Below are 15,770 nucleotides of genomic sequence, written 5' to 3'. Positions count from 1 at the left end.
AACCGCACCCAATCGCGGTTCTTTTTTACATCATCCATTATGATACTTATACATCCACAACACACCGGATTTCAACAATCGAGCGACACGACCTGTAATGGAGCGCTCGTTTACCAGGCCGAAACCATGTTTCTTTCCGAGTGAACCGAGAATTCCTTTTAGTTTGATCTTAGGTAATTCGGCAGGGAGCACTTCGTTTTTCCAACGTTTAAGTAAAACTGTCACGATTTGTTCTGCTTGTCCCTCAGCTAGTTGAGCACTTGGAGCTTGAGGAAGACTTGCGCAGTCACCAACCACGTACACATTTTCATCCTGTGGCAGGTTATGATACTTTGTCAGAATGACGCGACCGCTTGCATCTTTTTCAACATCCATATCACGAACGACTTTACTTGGTTGAATCCCCGCCGTCCAGACGATGGCATCACAGAAAATCTGTTCTTCATGGTTATGAAGGGTGTTTGGCTCCACTTTTGTAATATTCGAGCCATTGACAATGTCCACATCATTCTCATCGAACCAACTGTGAACATAAGAGCTTAGACGTTCAGGGAAGGCATTGAGAATGCGGGGGCCGCGATCGAATAATTTAATTTTCAGATCAGAACGGCTTTCACGAAGCTCACTCGCAAGTTCTATCCCACTTAAACCGGCTCCAACGATTCCTACGATGGAACCAGCCGGAAGGTTACATAGGGTTTGGTATGTCTTACGGGACTTTTCAATCGTTTGAATGGAATACGTATGTTCATCTGCACCAGGTACATTATGATATTTATCCTCACAACCAAGTCCAATAACTAGATCATCGTAAGGCACTGGGTCTTGATCTTTCATATGAACGAGTTTGTTCTCCATATCGACTCCGGAAATATCTCCGTACACATAGGATAAACGGGCATGTTCCGGGAATGATACGCGTACATGTTGATCTGAAATCGTACCAGCGGCTAAAGCATAGTATTCCGTCTTAAGGCAGTGGTAAGGATTTCGATCAATCAGGGTAATCGATACATCTTCAGGTAATTGGTTGGGTAATAAGCGAAGAAGAACGCGCATGTTCCCATATCCTCCGCCAAGCAGCACTAATTGTTTCATGAAAAATTTCCCCTTTTTTGCACTCTACATTATGAATGAAATAGTGTGTTTGTATGTGATTTATATCCCATAAATAGTATGGGACGGGATTGAAAGGACTTTCACGTCGAAACGGGTCCTGAAAAAGTAAGCATTTTCAATATGAAGCATACTTCGCGCAATTATTACATTAGTAAACCTATTAACATTAAAAGTATATCGAAATAGTGGCGTTTTCACAACAGAAATAAGCGAAAATGTTCACAATCTGTTATACCATTACATGGAATCAAATGATTGACGATAATGATAAAAAAAGATAGCATAACAAAGAATAGTGAGGTGATAGAATTGAAACCAATTATAGAATTTTGTATAAGCAATCTTGCTAGTGGTGCGCAAAAAGCGCTTGAGATATTAGAGAAAGACCCAAACCTTGATGTAATTGAGTATGGATGCCTGGGTTACTGTGGAAAATGCGCCCAATCCTTTTATGCTCTCGTCAATGGTGAAGTCGTAACAGGGGATACACCTGAAGAGCTGGTGGATCATATCTATCAATTTCTTGAAGATAATCCGATGTTCTAAAGAAAAGCTGGTCTTGTGACTGGCTTATTTTTTTGTTTTTTAACTGTGTATGTGTTCTGGAATGTAAAGAAACCAGGGGAGTGACCGCTAGTTTCCTTTTATAACGCTCTTTTCGTAAACTTTGTTGCTTTTGAAAAAGCGAGTAGTGGTTGATTTCCGCTCCAGGTGCTCGCTTTCCGCGGGGCGTGAGTTGAGCCTCCTCGGGCTTTGCCCTGCGGGGTCTCAACTTTCCCGCTATTCCCGCAGGAGTCGAGCACCTGCAGCGAAAATCAACTTTCTAAGTGTGAGTTTCTTACTGTAGACTAATAAAAATATCATACACGTTTAAGTACAACATTTTTCAAAGTATGCAGTCGAATTTAGCTTGTATAGTGAAATACTGTTTCTTTCTTTCAATTGTTATTTGGCATAAAGAAGCTCTATTTAGAAAACTCTTATAGATGGTGAGGGGAACTGCGTAGACTCCTGCGAAAGTACGGTCGTGCCGAGATCCGTTCGGTAAGCTAAGGAGACTCCGTCGAAAACTAGCTGCAAGCGAAGCAGTTCCCCCTGACCATCCCGCACAAACTGGTTGACAGAGCCCTGGCAGATTCTATGTTAGAAAACAACAATCTTTGCGAAAAGAACCTTTTACAAAGACTTTGCTTCTTTATAACGATCCCGTATTTCGTACCAGCTCTCTCTGGCCATTTCAACAATCTTCGGTTCGGTGGAGAGATGCTGTTTACTAATGACTTTAGATAAATAAGCGACCGATTCCTCGATTTTATCCTGTCTTCTCAATAATTCCGCGATGATATACAGGAGTTTAGTTTCGGACATCAAAGAACCTGATACGCCATCTGTCAAATAGGCATCAATGTATTCATGAGTAGCAAGGTTAATGAATCGTCTTTCCTGTTCTTTTACTTGGGTCTTTCGATAAAGCCAGGCTGTCCGGAGATATAACCCTGCTATGGTCACCTTTTTCTCCTTTTTAATAAGGCCACAGTAGGCAGCCAATTTATATGTATTAATACCATCGTCATATGATCTCAGCTTTCCATAATCCTGTGGCTGCCAGTGCAGGCTGATTTTCTTTTCCAGATCTGCTTTGAGAACAGGAGGTATGTATGCTATGAAGTCATCTGTATATGAAAATCCACACTTTGGACAAACAGAAACATTATAGAGTAAAGGGTTCACTTCATTTGAATCATACAGGGGACAAAAGTCACTGTCGTATCCTACTACCTTCACAAAACGGGATCTGATTCTTTTCGTACTATACGAGTGTTTACACGAAAGACACTGTGTTTTTTTATCATAAAAGGGCGTCACTACCGTCATGAATACCACCTCATAATCGGGACTATTTTCCTCATTATACCTTGATGGAAGGATAAAGGACCAGTGTTTTTAATGACGATAAGTAAAAAAGTCACGGTTCATTGATATGAATAAAAAGTTTCCTTCCAATCATTCACCAAAGCCCCTTTGGTTGAGTAGTAAAATAGAAAGGAGTATACTAAGATGTAAGAAATGAAAAGGTTGGGGGTGTAATGAATGAGTGAAGTAGTCATTCTGACAGAAGCCGCGGCCCTTCAGATTAAAGATATGATGAAGGAACATGAGGAAACAGATGCCATGTTGCGAGTAGCGGTTAAAGGGGGAGGCTGTAGCGGTCTTTCTTATGGAATGGGATTTGAACATGAACTTCAAGATGGAGATACAACACTGGAACAGCATGGAATCAAGCTTGTTGTAGCCAAAAATGATGCTGCAATTTTGAACGGTACCAAAATAGATTACAAGCAGTCCATGATGGGCGGCGGGTTTACCATCGATAATCCGAACGCCATCGCATCATGCGGATGCGGATCATCATTCGTGACGGCGACGAATAAGGGTACGCCGGAGAATTGCTGATAAATAAGAGGGACGGACCTCCATTTTGGAGGTCCGTCCCTTTTTCATGATTAATGGATATTTTTTAGCGCTTCTTCAACAGGGGTGTCACCGCTCAGGATTTCGAATACTTTGTGGTTCGTTTCTTCGATGGTCAAGGAGTCGACGAGTACTTTCGCGACATCTTCACGTGATATGTCTCTGCTTTTGTCTTCAATGGAGGTAGAAGCTTCAATTTTTCCTTTCCCTTCATCGAATGAAAGGGAGCCGGGCCGGACGATTGTGAAATTCAGACCGCTTTCCTTCAAGTGGGCATCCGCTGCTCCTTTTGCTTTTAAGTAAAACTGTAGTGAATCCGGGCCGCTTGACGGGTTATCTGCACCCATTGAGCTAAGCATCACAAAGCGCTCAATCCCCATCTTCTTCGCATAGTCGACCGCTTTTTTCGCACCCTCCTGATCGATGGCGAGAGTTTTATCGTCACCAGTAGATCCGCCACTTCCTGCTGCAAAAATAACGGCATTTACATTTTCAAGAGCGTAAGAAAAGTCCTGCTCCAGGTCTGCAACAATCGGTCTTGCCCCTAAGTCTTCCATATCCTTCGCTTGTTCTGTTTTTCGAATCAGGGCTCTCACGAAATGTTGACTGCTGTTTGAAAGTTCTTTCACTATGTGTCGGCCGGTATGACCGTTTGCTCCAATAACCAGTACATTCATGTATCCATCATATCCTTTATCTAAGTTTTTTTATCCTATTATTGGTCTACCCATTCACTGCTGAAATAAACAATTAGATTGGGTCAGTGTGAATTGGATGGATGTTTAAAGCTGAGGGATGTTTGACACATTATTTCTTCGATTGGATATTCTATTTCATAAGAGTGGGAATCATTTTGCTGTTTTCATTTGGAGTGTACTCTATATGCCCACTGTTGGTTTACATTCAAATAAAAAAGAGGCCCAGGTATAAATATCCTGAACCTCTCTCATGGTAATCTTTAGTCTGTAAACATGGATGTACTGTGCATCGGCTGGACTCTTGCTTTTGGATCCATATAAGCTTTGGCATTATTAACCGCTGTCGGTGCTTCGCCAAATCCGCTGGCAATGAGTTTGACTTTCCCATCATAGGTACTGATATCACCTGCTGCATAAATGCCTGGAATATTTGTTTCCATTCTCGAGTTAACGACGATTGAATTCTTTTCGATTTCTAGTCCCCAATCTTTGATCGGACCAAGAGATGAAACAAAGCCAAAGTTAACGATCAACTCATCGAGGTCAAGAATCTCCTTCTCATCCCCCTTGGTTTCTTCCAAAATCAGCTGATTGATTTTGTTCTCATCGACAACGAGCTCTGAAGGAACATACGGAGTCTTCAGTGCCACGGTTGAATTGTGCAAATTCTCCACACTATGTTCATGGGCTCTGAACTTATCTCTTCTATGAACGAGGTAGACCTTTTCTGCGATCGGCTCAAGCATAAGGGCCCAGTCAACGGCAGAATCACCACCACCACAAATGACAACTTTCTTGCCTCTGAAATGTTCCAGGTTATCAACAAAGTAATGAAGATTCTTACCTTCAAATTCAGACGCATGCTCGAGTTCCAGACGGCGAGGCTGGAAGGCACCGTTTCCTGCTGTGATGATGATCGTTCTGGAAAAATGAATCTCTTTATCGGTAGTGAGCTTAAACATGCCATCAGCCTGTTTTTCTACACCTTCCACAGCTTGCTCAAGACAAATCGTCGTCTCAAACTTTGCCATCTGCTCTTTTAAATTATTTACAAGATCCTGGGCTTTCACCTTAGGAAAACCGGCAACATCATATATGTATTTCTCAGGATATAGAGTAGCCAGCTGGCCCCCGAGTTGTGGTAAACTTTCAATAATCTTAACTGATGCTTTTCTCATGCCACCATAGAACGCCGTAAACAAACCTGTAGGACCGCCGCCTATGATCGTAATATCATACACTTTTTGATCTTCCTTCAACTAGATCCCTCCAACAATTAAGATGTATTTCACTTTAATTTATTCTATCACAGAGCCATCGATTCTTCACAATTATTGAAATCATTATTGGAAATAATCAGTCTTTTTGGTGATTGGTTTTCATACTTTTGGGGGATGGAGACTCATCCGTTTTTCGAGTTGTCCAGCTCCGGCGGCTAGACCCTCGAGGTCATAAGGCAAGTACACCAAAAAGGCAAAGAACGCCTTTCCGGTGTACTCGCCTTATGCTTGTCGGGCCTGAGCAAGCCGCCTCCGCTTTTCGATGATGTCCAGCTCCGGCTGCTAGACCCTCGAGGTCATAAGTCAAGTACACCAAAAAGGCAAAGAACGCCTTTCCGGTGTACTCGCCTTATGCTTGTCGCGCCTGAGCAAGCCGCCTCCGCTTTTCGATGATGTCCAGCTCCGGCGGCTAGAGGCTCGAGGTCATAAGTCAAACCAGCCAAAAAGGCAAAGAACGCCTTTCCGGCTGGTTCGTCTTATGCTTGTCGCCTCTGGACGAGCCACCTCCGCTTTTCGTTGTATTGTTTAAATATTCTTAAGTTTTCAATTTCCTATATATATCTTGAAAATGCATGGTAAAAAGAATATTATGTAATGTAGGCATAATGTTAAGAATTTATGACAATTCTCGCATAAGTATGTAGTAGTTCGTGAAATACGTCACATACTTTCTTGTTTATCGTTTTTATTTATTTTTCATAAAATATTTTCTTCTTAAATGAAGGAAAACATCTCGTTTGATTTGTTTCAGTTTCTTGTCTATAGGGAAAAAGGTAATGGCATCAGATTGAACGGGATAAAAAAGCATGATGTGGAGGACTCTAAGAGTATCCAAAGCAAATTTATCAAAAAAGGTGGATGTGATTCAGTTGAGAAAGCCAAGAATCGTTGTATTAGGTGCAGGTTATGGTGGATTAATGACGGTAACTCGTCTTCAAAAGCAATTAGGTACAAATGAAGCAGAAATTATTTTAGTTAATAAAAATGATTATCACTACGAAACCACTTGGTTACACGAAGCTTCTGCAGGTACACTTCATCATGATCGTGTACGATACAACATTAAAGATGTTGTCAACACAAGCAAAGTAAACTTCTTACAAGCTACTGTTGAAGATATTAAAGTAGAAGAAAAGAAAGTCATCACAAGTGACGGTGAAGTAGAATTCGATTACCTTGTTGTTGCATTAGGTGCAGAATCTGAGACATTCGGTATCCAGGGTCTTCATGAGCATGCATTCATGATTTCGAACATCAACTCTGCCCGTCAAATCCGTGAGCATATTGAATTACAATTTGCTACGTATAAAAACGAAGAAGAAAAGAAAGATGACCGACTTACAATCGTTGTAGGTGGAGCAGGATTCACTGGAATCGAATTCTTGGGTGAACTAGGGAACCGCGTTCCTGAACTTTGTCATGAATATGATATCGATCGCAAAAAAGTTCGCATTGTGTGTGTGGAAGCTGCACCTATGATTCTTCCAGGATTCGATCCTGAACTAGTGAAATACGCGCGTGCCAAGCTTGAGAAAAAAGGTGTTGAATTCCATATCGGAACTCCACTTAAAGAAGCGAAAGCTGACAGCGTCCTAATCGCTAAAGGTGAAGATGAAGTAGAAGAAATCAAGGCTGGTACGATCGTATGGGCTGCAGGTGTACGTGGTAACTCCATCATCGAAAGAGCTGGAATCGAAAACATGCGTGCCCGTGTGAAAATCAGCAAAGATCTTCGCGCTCCAGGTCATGACAACATCTTCATCATCGGTGACTGTTCACTTATGATCAATGAAGAAACAGAACGTCCATACCCACCGACTGCACAAATCGCGATGCAGCAAGGTGAAGTATGTGCCCGCAATATTGCTTCTTTACTGCACGATAAAGATCACTTGGAAGAATTCACTCCAGACATCAAAGGAACAGTATGTTCACTGGGTGAAGACGACGCAATCGGTGTCGTTTACGGTAAGAAAATCACTGGAACAAAAGCTTCTTTCATGAAGAAGGTAGTCGATAACCGTGCGCTTTACATGGTTGGTGGACCATCCCTTGTCTTCAAAAAAGGAAAGTTCAAATTCTTTTAAGCTCTAATGAATAAAATGAAAAGCAGGGTGGATTCCGCTCTGCTTTTTATTGTGGGGAATTGTTACGGAGGTGTTCGAGAGTGAAAAGAGGGAATGTTTGGCTTGCGGTGGCAGGACTGGTCATAGGTGAGAACGGTAAATGGCTTGTGGTGAAGAAGAAATACAGCGGTTTGAAAGGAATGTGGTCCCTGCCTGCTGGTTTTGTCAATGCCGGAGAAGCAGTAGATGATGCGGTTATGAGAGAGGTACGAGAGGAAACAGGATTACATTCAAGCGTCAAAGGCATTGTAGGAGTCCGGTCAGGGGTCATCCAAGATGATGTCAGCGATAACATGCTGATCTTTCTGTTGGAATGCAAGGAAACTTCTTCTATTCAAATCGAAGAAAAAGAATTGTGGGAGGTTGCGTGGAAGTCACCTCACGAATTATTGGAAGATGAAAAAACATCCGTCATGGTGCATGAGATGATTGAACAATTGGCTGTTCAAAACATATTAAGCCCGATAGAAGGGATCGACCCAGGGGACCAATTCGCCTACACGAAGTACACATTATTTTTATAAAATTCTGTGAATTTTAAGAAAAAGAGAGATAATGAAAGAAAAACTAAAATGTATTCGCTTTCTTAGCGGTACATCCCCTATAATGTCCCTTTTCTTTATTGGAGATAGATGATATATTATCAGAAAATTAAGAAATTAAAGAAAAGGGAGAGAAAATTATGAGAGCTACTGCAAGTACTAAAACGAAATATTGTCTTTATTGTTCAGGAAAAGGATACTTTCAGTTAGTATTGGGTGGTTCTGAAACGTGTCCGTGTTGCGGAGGCAGTGGGAAACAGAAATAAACCCTAAGAGATAGATCAAGAGGCAGACCTGAAGAAGGTGGATACTTCTATTAGAGGTATGGATCCTGATTTGGGTCTGTTTTTTTATGGTCACCTGATAAGAAACATATGTTTATTTTGTGAATAAGCTAGAAATCTTCTTGAAAATATTGACGCTTTCATTACACTCGGGGTACACTAATCTTTAGTGTTTATGGAGGTGTAAACGGTAAAATGCCTATACATGTGATGTTAATTTCAATGCTTCTATTTTTTGTTCTATTTTTCGGAATAGGCTTTCTGTTAAATATGTTATTGCGTATGACGTGGATTATGGCCATCATTTATCCTATTGTCGTCATTTTTATTGTGGATGATGTTCGTTTTATAGATTATTTCCGAAATGCCGGCGAGTCGTTTTCTGAGTTAGGTACGAAAATCAGCAACTTGGCTGTAGCTGATCTTGTGATTTTAGGAAGTGGGCTGGCAGGAGCGATTCTTTCAGGAGTCGTGATGAGAATTTTAAGAGCAAAAGGATATCGAATGTTTTAAAAGCATCCGTTTAACCGAGGGATCTCCCCTAAGTTGAACGGTTTTTTATTATGATTTTTTTCGGAAATTGTACATACTAGTTGAAGTAGGTTATATCCACTGCAATGTCGCCTATGAGCGGTGAAATTCATCTAAAGGGAACGCTTATAGCTATAACTTGAATTTTTTCCAAATATTGAAACTATTCGATTTTTTTCTCAATTTATGCATATATATCCTCCTGGTTGGGAAGTATTAAAGGTGGGAGGAGTGAATACATGAATTTGTTTAAAACATGGACGAAGAGATTCGTTATGGTTAGTTTGTTCATCCTGGCACTGGGAACCACTTTTCAATCAGTCTCCGGAGTAGAGGCTCAAACCTTTAAAACCTGGTTGATGGACAAGGGTGGCCGTGATCAAAACAGTTTGAATTATAAAGAACATCAGACAAATCGTTTAGGATTGTCATTTAAATTTCTTAAGAGGCTAGCAGGCTTTGAAACTCAGATATCCGCGAGTACACCCGTTGAACCGAGGACGTTGGAAGAGTCCGTTGATTGGGATCAATATACCAAACATAAGGTTGTAGCCACAGGCTATACAGCCGGGATTGAATCGACCGGGAAGAATCCTGGGCACCCCCTTTACGGAATTACATATTCAGGAGTGAAAGTGAAACGTGATTTATATTCTACGATTGCAGCCGATCTTTCCGTTTATCCTATTGGTACCATTCTTTTTATCCCCCAATATGGATATGGGGTTGTAGCCGATAAAGGGAGCGCTATTAAGGGGAATAGACTGGACCTCTATTATGAGACAGTCGATGATGTGTATAATGAATGGGGTAAACAGACACTGGATGTATATGTGATCCAGATGGGTGCAGGTAAGTTATCCGAACAGCAATTAGTAGCTCTTAATGAAAATAAATCTATGCAGGTGTTTAGACAGCAGATTTTATCGCCTAAAGAAGAATAATCAAGAAAAGCACGCAGTTCATGATGAACTGCGTGCTTTTTTAACATCATTGGACCTCTTTATACAATTCTGGATGAAGCATCCTGGCAAGCTTGACAGCTCCCTTTAATAGCAGAGGGGACGGCCTGCAATAGAGGGCTTCTTCCAGGACAAAAATTCGATCCTGTTGAACAGCTCTCAAGTCGTTCCATCCTGGACGCTTCTTCACGATATCAGGTTTAACCCGTTTCTGCTGAACGCCGACCCAGGCAAGACAGATATAGTCGGGGTCGCGTTTTTGTACATCTTCCCAATCCGTTTGAACACTCGCCAGATCCACATCATCAAAGAGATTCCGTGCACCGATCATCTCGCTCAACTCGGTTAACCAGTTGATCTTACCAGGGGTGAAAACAGGCTTTGGCCACCATTCCCAGTAGAGAGAGGGAGGATGTTGAACCCCGGAACTAATCGTTTTTAAGCGTTTTACGGTTTGCAGAAATTCACTCTGACGGTTCATGGCATGTTCTTCAGATCCACACGCTTTTCCAACCGTTAAAAAATCTTCTGCTATATCAGAAAAGCTCTGAGGATTTAACGTAATATGGGGGATGTTCCGCTTAACCAGATTTTCTATGTTTTTTTCCATTCCTGGTACACTTAATGAAGAAAACACCAAATCAGGCTCCAAGGACTCTAATTTATCCATATTAATGGAGAGATCCGGTCCAAGCCTGGGAAGTGATTGGACCTCTTCAGGATAATCGGAGTAATCATCGACCCCTACGAGGAGTGAAGTTAATCCGAGGTAATCGATTATTTCTGTATTACTTGGACAGATTGAAACAATTCTCATCGTGCCACTCCTATGCATAAAAGAAATAATGAAGAAGAAGGGTCAGAATAATCCCGGAAAGTCCACCAAAGAACACCTCAATGGGTTTGTGTCCGAGTAATTCCTTTAACTCCTTGCGCTTTTCCTGTTCAGGCTTGTTCTGCCAGCCTTTTGCTTCTGACATGAACCTTTGGAAATCGACCATCAATCGATTCAGGACAATGGCTTGTTCTCCTGCCTGTCTTCTGACACCCGTTGCGTCAAACATTGTAATGATGGCAAACATGGCGGAAACTGCAAAGATTGGTGAATCCACGCCTACTTCCAAGGCTACTCCAGTAGATAATGCCGTGACGGCAGCTGAATGGGAACTCGGCATCCCGCCTGTTGAGGTGATTAATGACCAATTTAATTCCCTGGTCGCGATAAACTGTATGGGAACCTTAACAAACTGAGCAAAAAAGATTGAAAATAAAGATGCCCATAATGGAAAATTTAAAAATACTTCCATGCTGTGAAATGCCACCCTTTCAATTGTTTGAATAAAAATAATGTTCTCATTATATCATACCCTATTTACCTCTTTAATTAACTTTGTGGATCGGTTTGTTAGAAAGTCGAAATAATGGGACATTTTCGCTATAATAGAGGGTGGAGGTGTCGGATAAATGAAATTTTCGATTAATCATAATGAAATAACAGCTGCTAATCAGCAGTGCCTGGTTGTTGGGGTTCACACTCAGCCAACATTTGAAGGGAAGCTGAAAGAGCTTGACCACAAGTTCGAGGGCTATCTTACACAGCTGGTAAAAGACGGGGACATATCTTCAAAAGCAAAGAAAGTAACCAAAGTACATACGTTTGGAAAGCTCAAAACAAAGAGATTATTGTTCGTTGGTCTAGGAAAACAAAAAGAGCTTACGTTTGATTCTTTAAAAGAATCGTTAGGGGTAGCATCAAAAGCTTTAAAGCAGATGAAGGTATCTTCTTTTTCAGTGGCACTGGATACGTTTATTTCTGAAGAAATGGTAGCAACAGATGCAGCTCATGCATTTATGGAAGCCTTTACGATGTCTACATATGAGTTCCACGGCTATAAGAAGAAATCAAATCAACCGGAAGTACACGTAGAGTCGATTGAGTTCTTTACAAGCGCAGACTCTAAAGAAGTAGAGACGGCCTTACATATCGGATCCGCCTTTGGAAACGGAGTCAATTCAGCTCGTACGCTGGTGAACACTCCTGGTAATCTATTAACCTCCACTAAATTAGCTGAATACGCGCTTGAATTAGCGGAACGATATAACTTTGAAGTTGAAATTTTGGATAAAGAGGAAATGGAGCACCTGGGCATGGGCGCACTGCTCGCTGTAAACCAGGGATCGGTTGAACCTCCCAAAATGATCGTTCTTAAGTACAACGGGAAAGATGAGTGGAAAGATGTCATCGGTTTGGTTGGAAAAGGAATTACCTTTGATACAGGCGGTTATTCCATTAAGCCTAAAGATGGAATCGTCGGAATGAAAACAGATATGGGTGGAGCTGCAGCGGTTCTGGGTGCCATGGAAATCATCGGCGAAATCAAACCGGAACAAAACGTCGTTGCCGTCATTCCTTCAACAGACAATATGGTGAGCGGCTCTGCATTCAAGCCAGACGATGTGATTACATCAATGAGCGGTAAAACCATTGAAGTGTTAAATACAGACGCTGAGGGCCGTCTCGCACTTGCTGACGGTATGACCTATGCAAAGCATCAAGGAGCAAATTATTTAGTGGACGTTGCAACTTTAACTGGTGGAGTCATTATTGCTTTGGGTGAAGACAAAACGGGGGCACTCACGAATAATGAAGCGTTCTTCGAGCAAGTGTTGGAAGCGTCAGGGGAATCGGGTGAATATATCTGGCAGCTTCCTTATACGGAAAACGACAAGAAGCGCGTTCGTGGAAGTGATATTGCCGACTTGAACAACTCACCGGGACGAGCAGGTCATGCCATCATGGGTGGGGCATTTGTCGGAGAGTTTGCTGAAGGTCTTCCTTGGGTACACCTTGATATTGCCGGTACGGCTACTAGTAAAGGTAGCTATGAACTCGGTCCGAAAGGCGGAACGGGTGTCATGGCAAGAACGCTTGCGCTATTAGTTGAGCGCTTTGTGCCTATAGAAAAATAATGTGATGGAATGGTGAGTCTTTTTTCAGTGTTTAAGCATGATGACACTGAAAGAAGGCTTTTTTTGTGAGAATTCATGATTTGGAATGAATGGGTGACGAAAATGTGGTAAATATCGGAATTAAGTTGAGGGTAAACTGGTAATCCGCCCGTTTACCTTCAGAATCCAGCCTAAAAGGAGAAGAATTCAGTCGGTTTTGATCAGAATCCGGTCAATTGACATTTAATGGATAACTGTCTCGATCTTTCACGCCCCCTTTTACTCTGCTAAAGTGTTGACAAACTCTCTTTATCTTGTTAAAGTTGAAATCGTGATTTTATTACTCTACCAATTTAGCGAACTAAAGTAAATCGATATATCGTTGTATGGAGGATTTTGAGGAGGAAGGTAGTTATGAACGCAGTTGTTATAGCGGTTCTTGTCATGCTTGTACTAAGCCTGGTACGCGTGAATGTTGTATTCGCCCTGATCACTGGTGCGTTAGTCGGAGGATTGACTGGTGGGCTGGGATTAAACGAGACGATATCCATATTTACTGAAGGAATCAGCGGCGGGGCAAGTATCGCCTTGAGTTATGCATTACTGGGTGGATTCGCGGTGGCGATTTCCTACACGGGAATCCCGAATCTGCTTGTTGACTGGGTACTTAAGGTAGTTGGGAAAAAAGGCGATTCTAGAAAAACAGCCCTTTCGAAAGCACTTATTGTTTTATCTATTTTATTTATGGCTTGTTTTTCACAAAATGTGATTCCGATTCATATTGCTTTTATTCCTATTTTGATTCCACCTTTATTGAAGGTGATGACAGAGTTGCGTATTGACAGACGATTAATCGCATCGGTGATTACGTTTGGTTTAACGGCTCCCTATATTCTTTTGCCAGTAGGATTCGGCTTGCAGTTTCATGAAATTATTGCTCAAAACATGGGCTCAAGCGGTATGGAAATTGCATTGGGTGATATTCCGAAGGCAATGCTAATCCCAATAGGGGGCATGGTGATTGGGTTACTTATCGCCGTGTTTGTGAGCTATCGTAAACCAAGGGATTACATTGAACCACAAGAAGTGATCACAGAAGAAAGGGTCGTGTACAATAAAAGAGCCATGATTTTCGCTCTCGTTTCCATCGTAGTCGCTTTATATATTCAGCTTCAGCTGGAATCAATGATCTTCGGTGCATTAGCTGGTATTGCCGTTCTTTATATCACAGGATCGGTTAAATGGAAAGAGGCCGACGGGTTACTGAATGAAGGAATGAAAATGATGGCATTCATAGGCTTTGTGATGATCACTGCATCAGGCTTTGCTGAAGTGGTTAAGGCCACTGGAGATGTCGAAACATTGGTTGAAGCGACTGCTGACGTAATCGGCGGAAACCAGGCATTAGCTGCTCTGATCATGTTGATCGTCGGACTTCTGGTGACAATGGGCATCGGATCTTCATTCGCTACGATTCCGATCATCGCAGCCATCTTCGTACCACTTGCCATGGAGCTTGGATTCAGCCCGCTCGCAACGATTGCGATTGTCGGGACAGCAGGGGCACTTGGTGACGCAGGTTCGCCGGCATCGGACAGTACGTTAGGACCGACAGCCGGATTAAATGCGGATGGACAGCATAATCACATTTGGGACACGTGTGTACCAACATTCTTACACTACAATATTCCGCTGATACTTTTCGGCTGGGTTGCAGCCATTATTCTATAAAAAGCAAGGGACAAGTGCCCTTAGAATAACGAGAACAGCAGTGTCTCCTAAGACACTGCTGTTCTTTCGTTATGGTAACAAGGATGGAATGTTCCAAAGCCCATACACTACATCCACCGGACAATCACAATCAAATGACAGCAATCTACCTGACCGAGCTTCTCATCGAAGACTAAACGCACACCATCAGGGTTAAATGAGACGACAGGCTGTACTTTTGTGTCGATGGTTTGAAGTAGCTTATGTACTTCAGGGAGGTTCGATTGCTGTGCAGCACTCATAAACTTCTTTGAATAATCTTTAGAGTTGTTAATTCGTTGCAGCACCTTTTGGGCATCATCCATCAAGCTTAACGTTTTACCTGCTGAAGACATAAACGTGTCGCTATCAACAGGAGGATAGTTGCGATTAAATGAAAAAACAGGTTGTGACCTTGAATAAATAGGCGGGTAGGGGCGTTGAACAGGCGGGTAAAAAGGATGGTACCGATACATAACATAACCCCTTTCTTAGGAATGCTCTAAGGAAATGTATGAAAAGGAAGAGGGAATTATTCATGAAATAAAAAGGGAGAAGGGGAGAGCGGGGAAGCCCTTTTAGGGAAAATAAAGGATTTTCGCAACCTCTCTCGAAAAGATAGTATAGAAGGATATTATGATGAGGTGATGCACATGAATATGGAAAATACATTAATCGGTACATTAGGGATTGAGTTTGTGGAACTTGGGAAAGGGAAAGTAATTGCGACGATGCCGGTGAACGAAAACACCAGGCAGCCATTCGGATTCCTTCATGGAGGAGCATCAGTGGCACTTGCAGAAACGGTTGCGAGTGTCGGGGCGGTGCAGTTAATCGACCTTGATAAGGAGATTTGCTTCGGTTTGGAGATCAATGCCAATCATATTAAAGCAAAGCGTGAAGGCCTTGTTACTGCCACAGGAACGGTGATGCACCAAGGGAGAACCACAATGGTTTGGGAGATTAAGATCACAGATGAGGAAGATCAATTGATCTGTGTTTCAAGATGTACGATGGCAGTTGTGCCAAAACGCTAAATGGAAATCTTACATATCCGA

General features: G+C 42.1%; 17 protein-coding genes. 10 read left to right on the top strand and 7 right to left on the bottom strand.

What is annotated here, in order from left to right:
- Positions 1 to 30: 30 nt before the first annotated feature.
- A complete protein-coding gene (locus ACYH0O_RS20805) occupies positions 31 to 1,098 on the bottom strand; it encodes an NAD(P)/FAD-dependent oxidoreductase (RefSeq protein ID WP_482630163.1) in 1,068 nt (355 codons plus the stop codon).
- Between the two features lie 330 nt (positions 1,099 to 1,428).
- On the opposite strand from ACYH0O_RS20805, the gene ACYH0O_RS20800 reads away from it, so the two are divergent.
- Entirely contained in the window at positions 1,429 to 1,665 is a 237-nt protein-coding gene (locus ACYH0O_RS20800) for a YuzB family protein (protein WP_482630162.1), read from the top strand.
- Positions 1,666 to 2,295: 630 nt separating this feature from the next.
- Here ACYH0O_RS20800 and ACYH0O_RS20795 read toward each other — a convergent pair.
- Positions 2,296 to 2,994 (bottom strand): DUF2225 domain-containing protein, encoded by a 699-nt coding sequence (locus ACYH0O_RS20795; protein ID WP_482630161.1) that lies wholly within the window; start codon positions 2,992 to 2,994, stop codon positions 2,296 to 2,298.
- 216 nt (positions 2,995 to 3,210) lie between these two features.
- Between ACYH0O_RS20795 and ACYH0O_RS20790 the strand changes: the two genes are divergently transcribed.
- Positions 3,211 to 3,573 carry a HesB/IscA family protein gene (locus ACYH0O_RS20790; RefSeq protein ID WP_148995260.1) on the top strand — a complete coding sequence of 121 codons (363 nt, stop codon included), beginning with the start codon at positions 3,211 to 3,213 and terminating at the stop codon, positions 3,571 to 3,573.
- Positions 3,574 to 3,623: 50 nt separating this feature from the next.
- Here the strand turns inward: ACYH0O_RS20790 and ACYH0O_RS20785 are convergent, their stop codons facing one another.
- A complete protein-coding gene (locus tag ACYH0O_RS20785; protein WP_482630160.1) occupies positions 3,624 to 4,268 on the bottom strand; it encodes an SDR family oxidoreductase in 645 nt (214 codons plus the stop codon).
- Positions 4,269 to 4,549: 281 nt separating this feature from the next.
- A complete protein-coding gene (locus tag ACYH0O_RS20780) occupies positions 4,550 to 5,548 on the bottom strand; it encodes an NAD(P)/FAD-dependent oxidoreductase (protein ID WP_149157582.1) in 999 nt (332 codons plus the stop codon).
- An 890-nt stretch (positions 5,549 to 6,438) separates the two neighbouring features.
- Between ACYH0O_RS20780 and ACYH0O_RS20775 the strand changes: the two genes are divergently transcribed.
- The 5 genes from ACYH0O_RS20775 to ACYH0O_RS20755 all read left to right on the top strand — a co-directional run bounded on the left by ACYH0O_RS20775 (position 6,439) and on the right by ACYH0O_RS20755 (position 9,996).
- Positions 6,439 to 7,656: an NAD(P)/FAD-dependent oxidoreductase gene (locus ACYH0O_RS20775; RefSeq protein WP_149157583.1), complete on the top strand. Its 1,218-nt coding sequence runs from the start codon at positions 6,439 to 6,441 to the stop codon at positions 7,654 to 7,656.
- A gap of 80 nt (positions 7,657 to 7,736) precedes the next feature.
- A complete protein-coding gene (locus ACYH0O_RS20770; RefSeq protein ID WP_482630159.1) occupies positions 7,737 to 8,219 on the top strand; it encodes an NUDIX domain-containing protein in 483 nt (160 codons plus the stop codon).
- Between the two features lie 158 nt (positions 8,220 to 8,377).
- Positions 8,378 to 8,503, top strand: a complete 126-nt coding sequence (locus ACYH0O_RS20765; RefSeq protein ID WP_172655674.1) for a YuiA family protein — start codon at positions 8,378 to 8,380, stop codon at positions 8,501 to 8,503.
- A gap of 213 nt (positions 8,504 to 8,716) precedes the next feature.
- Positions 8,717 to 9,034, top strand: a complete 318-nt coding sequence (locus ACYH0O_RS20760) for a YuiB family protein (RefSeq protein WP_482630158.1) — start codon at positions 8,717 to 8,719, stop codon at positions 9,032 to 9,034.
- Positions 9,035 to 9,291: 257 nt separating this feature from the next.
- On the top strand, positions 9,292 to 9,996 hold the full coding sequence (locus tag ACYH0O_RS20755) for a 3D domain-containing protein (protein WP_482630157.1): 705 nt from the start codon (positions 9,292 to 9,294) through the stop codon (positions 9,994 to 9,996).
- A gap of 46 nt (positions 9,997 to 10,042) precedes the next feature.
- Here the strand turns inward: ACYH0O_RS20755 and ACYH0O_RS20750 are convergent, their stop codons facing one another.
- The gene (locus ACYH0O_RS20750) at positions 10,043 to 10,831 is read right to left on the bottom strand and encodes an ABC transporter substrate-binding protein (protein ID WP_482630156.1); all 789 of its coding nucleotides are present in this window, start codon (positions 10,829 to 10,831) and stop codon (positions 10,043 to 10,045) included.
- Between the two features lie 10 nt (positions 10,832 to 10,841).
- On the bottom strand, positions 10,842 to 11,321 hold the full coding sequence (locus tag ACYH0O_RS20745; protein WP_482630155.1) for a divergent PAP2 family protein: 480 nt from the start codon (positions 11,319 to 11,321) through the stop codon (positions 10,842 to 10,844).
- Between the two features lie 157 nt (positions 11,322 to 11,478).
- Between ACYH0O_RS20745 and ACYH0O_RS20740 the strand changes: the two genes are divergently transcribed.
- Complete coding sequence (locus tag ACYH0O_RS20740) at positions 11,479 to 12,984, top strand: leucyl aminopeptidase (protein WP_482630154.1); 1,506 nt, start codon at positions 11,479 to 11,481, stop codon at positions 12,982 to 12,984.
- Between the two features lie 393 nt (positions 12,985 to 13,377).
- Positions 13,378 to 14,694: a Na+/H+ antiporter family protein gene (locus ACYH0O_RS20735; RefSeq protein ID WP_482630153.1), complete on the top strand. Its 1,317-nt coding sequence runs from the start codon at positions 13,378 to 13,380 to the stop codon at positions 14,692 to 14,694.
- A gap of 107 nt (positions 14,695 to 14,801) precedes the next feature.
- Here ACYH0O_RS20735 and ACYH0O_RS20730 read toward each other — a convergent pair whose 3' ends face one another.
- On the bottom strand, positions 14,802 to 15,188 hold the full coding sequence (locus ACYH0O_RS20730; protein WP_482630152.1) for a YuzC family spore coat inner layer protein: 387 nt from the start codon (positions 15,186 to 15,188) through the stop codon (positions 14,802 to 14,804).
- A gap of 177 nt (positions 15,189 to 15,365) precedes the next feature.
- Here ACYH0O_RS20730 and ACYH0O_RS20725 point away from each other — a divergent pair, with 177 nt between their 5' ends.
- The gene (locus ACYH0O_RS20725; protein ID WP_482630151.1) at positions 15,366 to 15,749 is read left to right on the top strand and encodes a PaaI family thioesterase; all 384 of its coding nucleotides are present in this window, start codon (positions 15,366 to 15,368) and stop codon (positions 15,747 to 15,749) included.
- Positions 15,750 to 15,770 lie beyond the last annotated feature (21 nt).

This window comes from Rossellomorea sp. H136 (genome assembly GCF_056838065.1).
The sequence above is the reverse complement of the archived record's forward strand: the minus strand, read 5'-3'. Positions and strand labels throughout refer to the sequence as shown.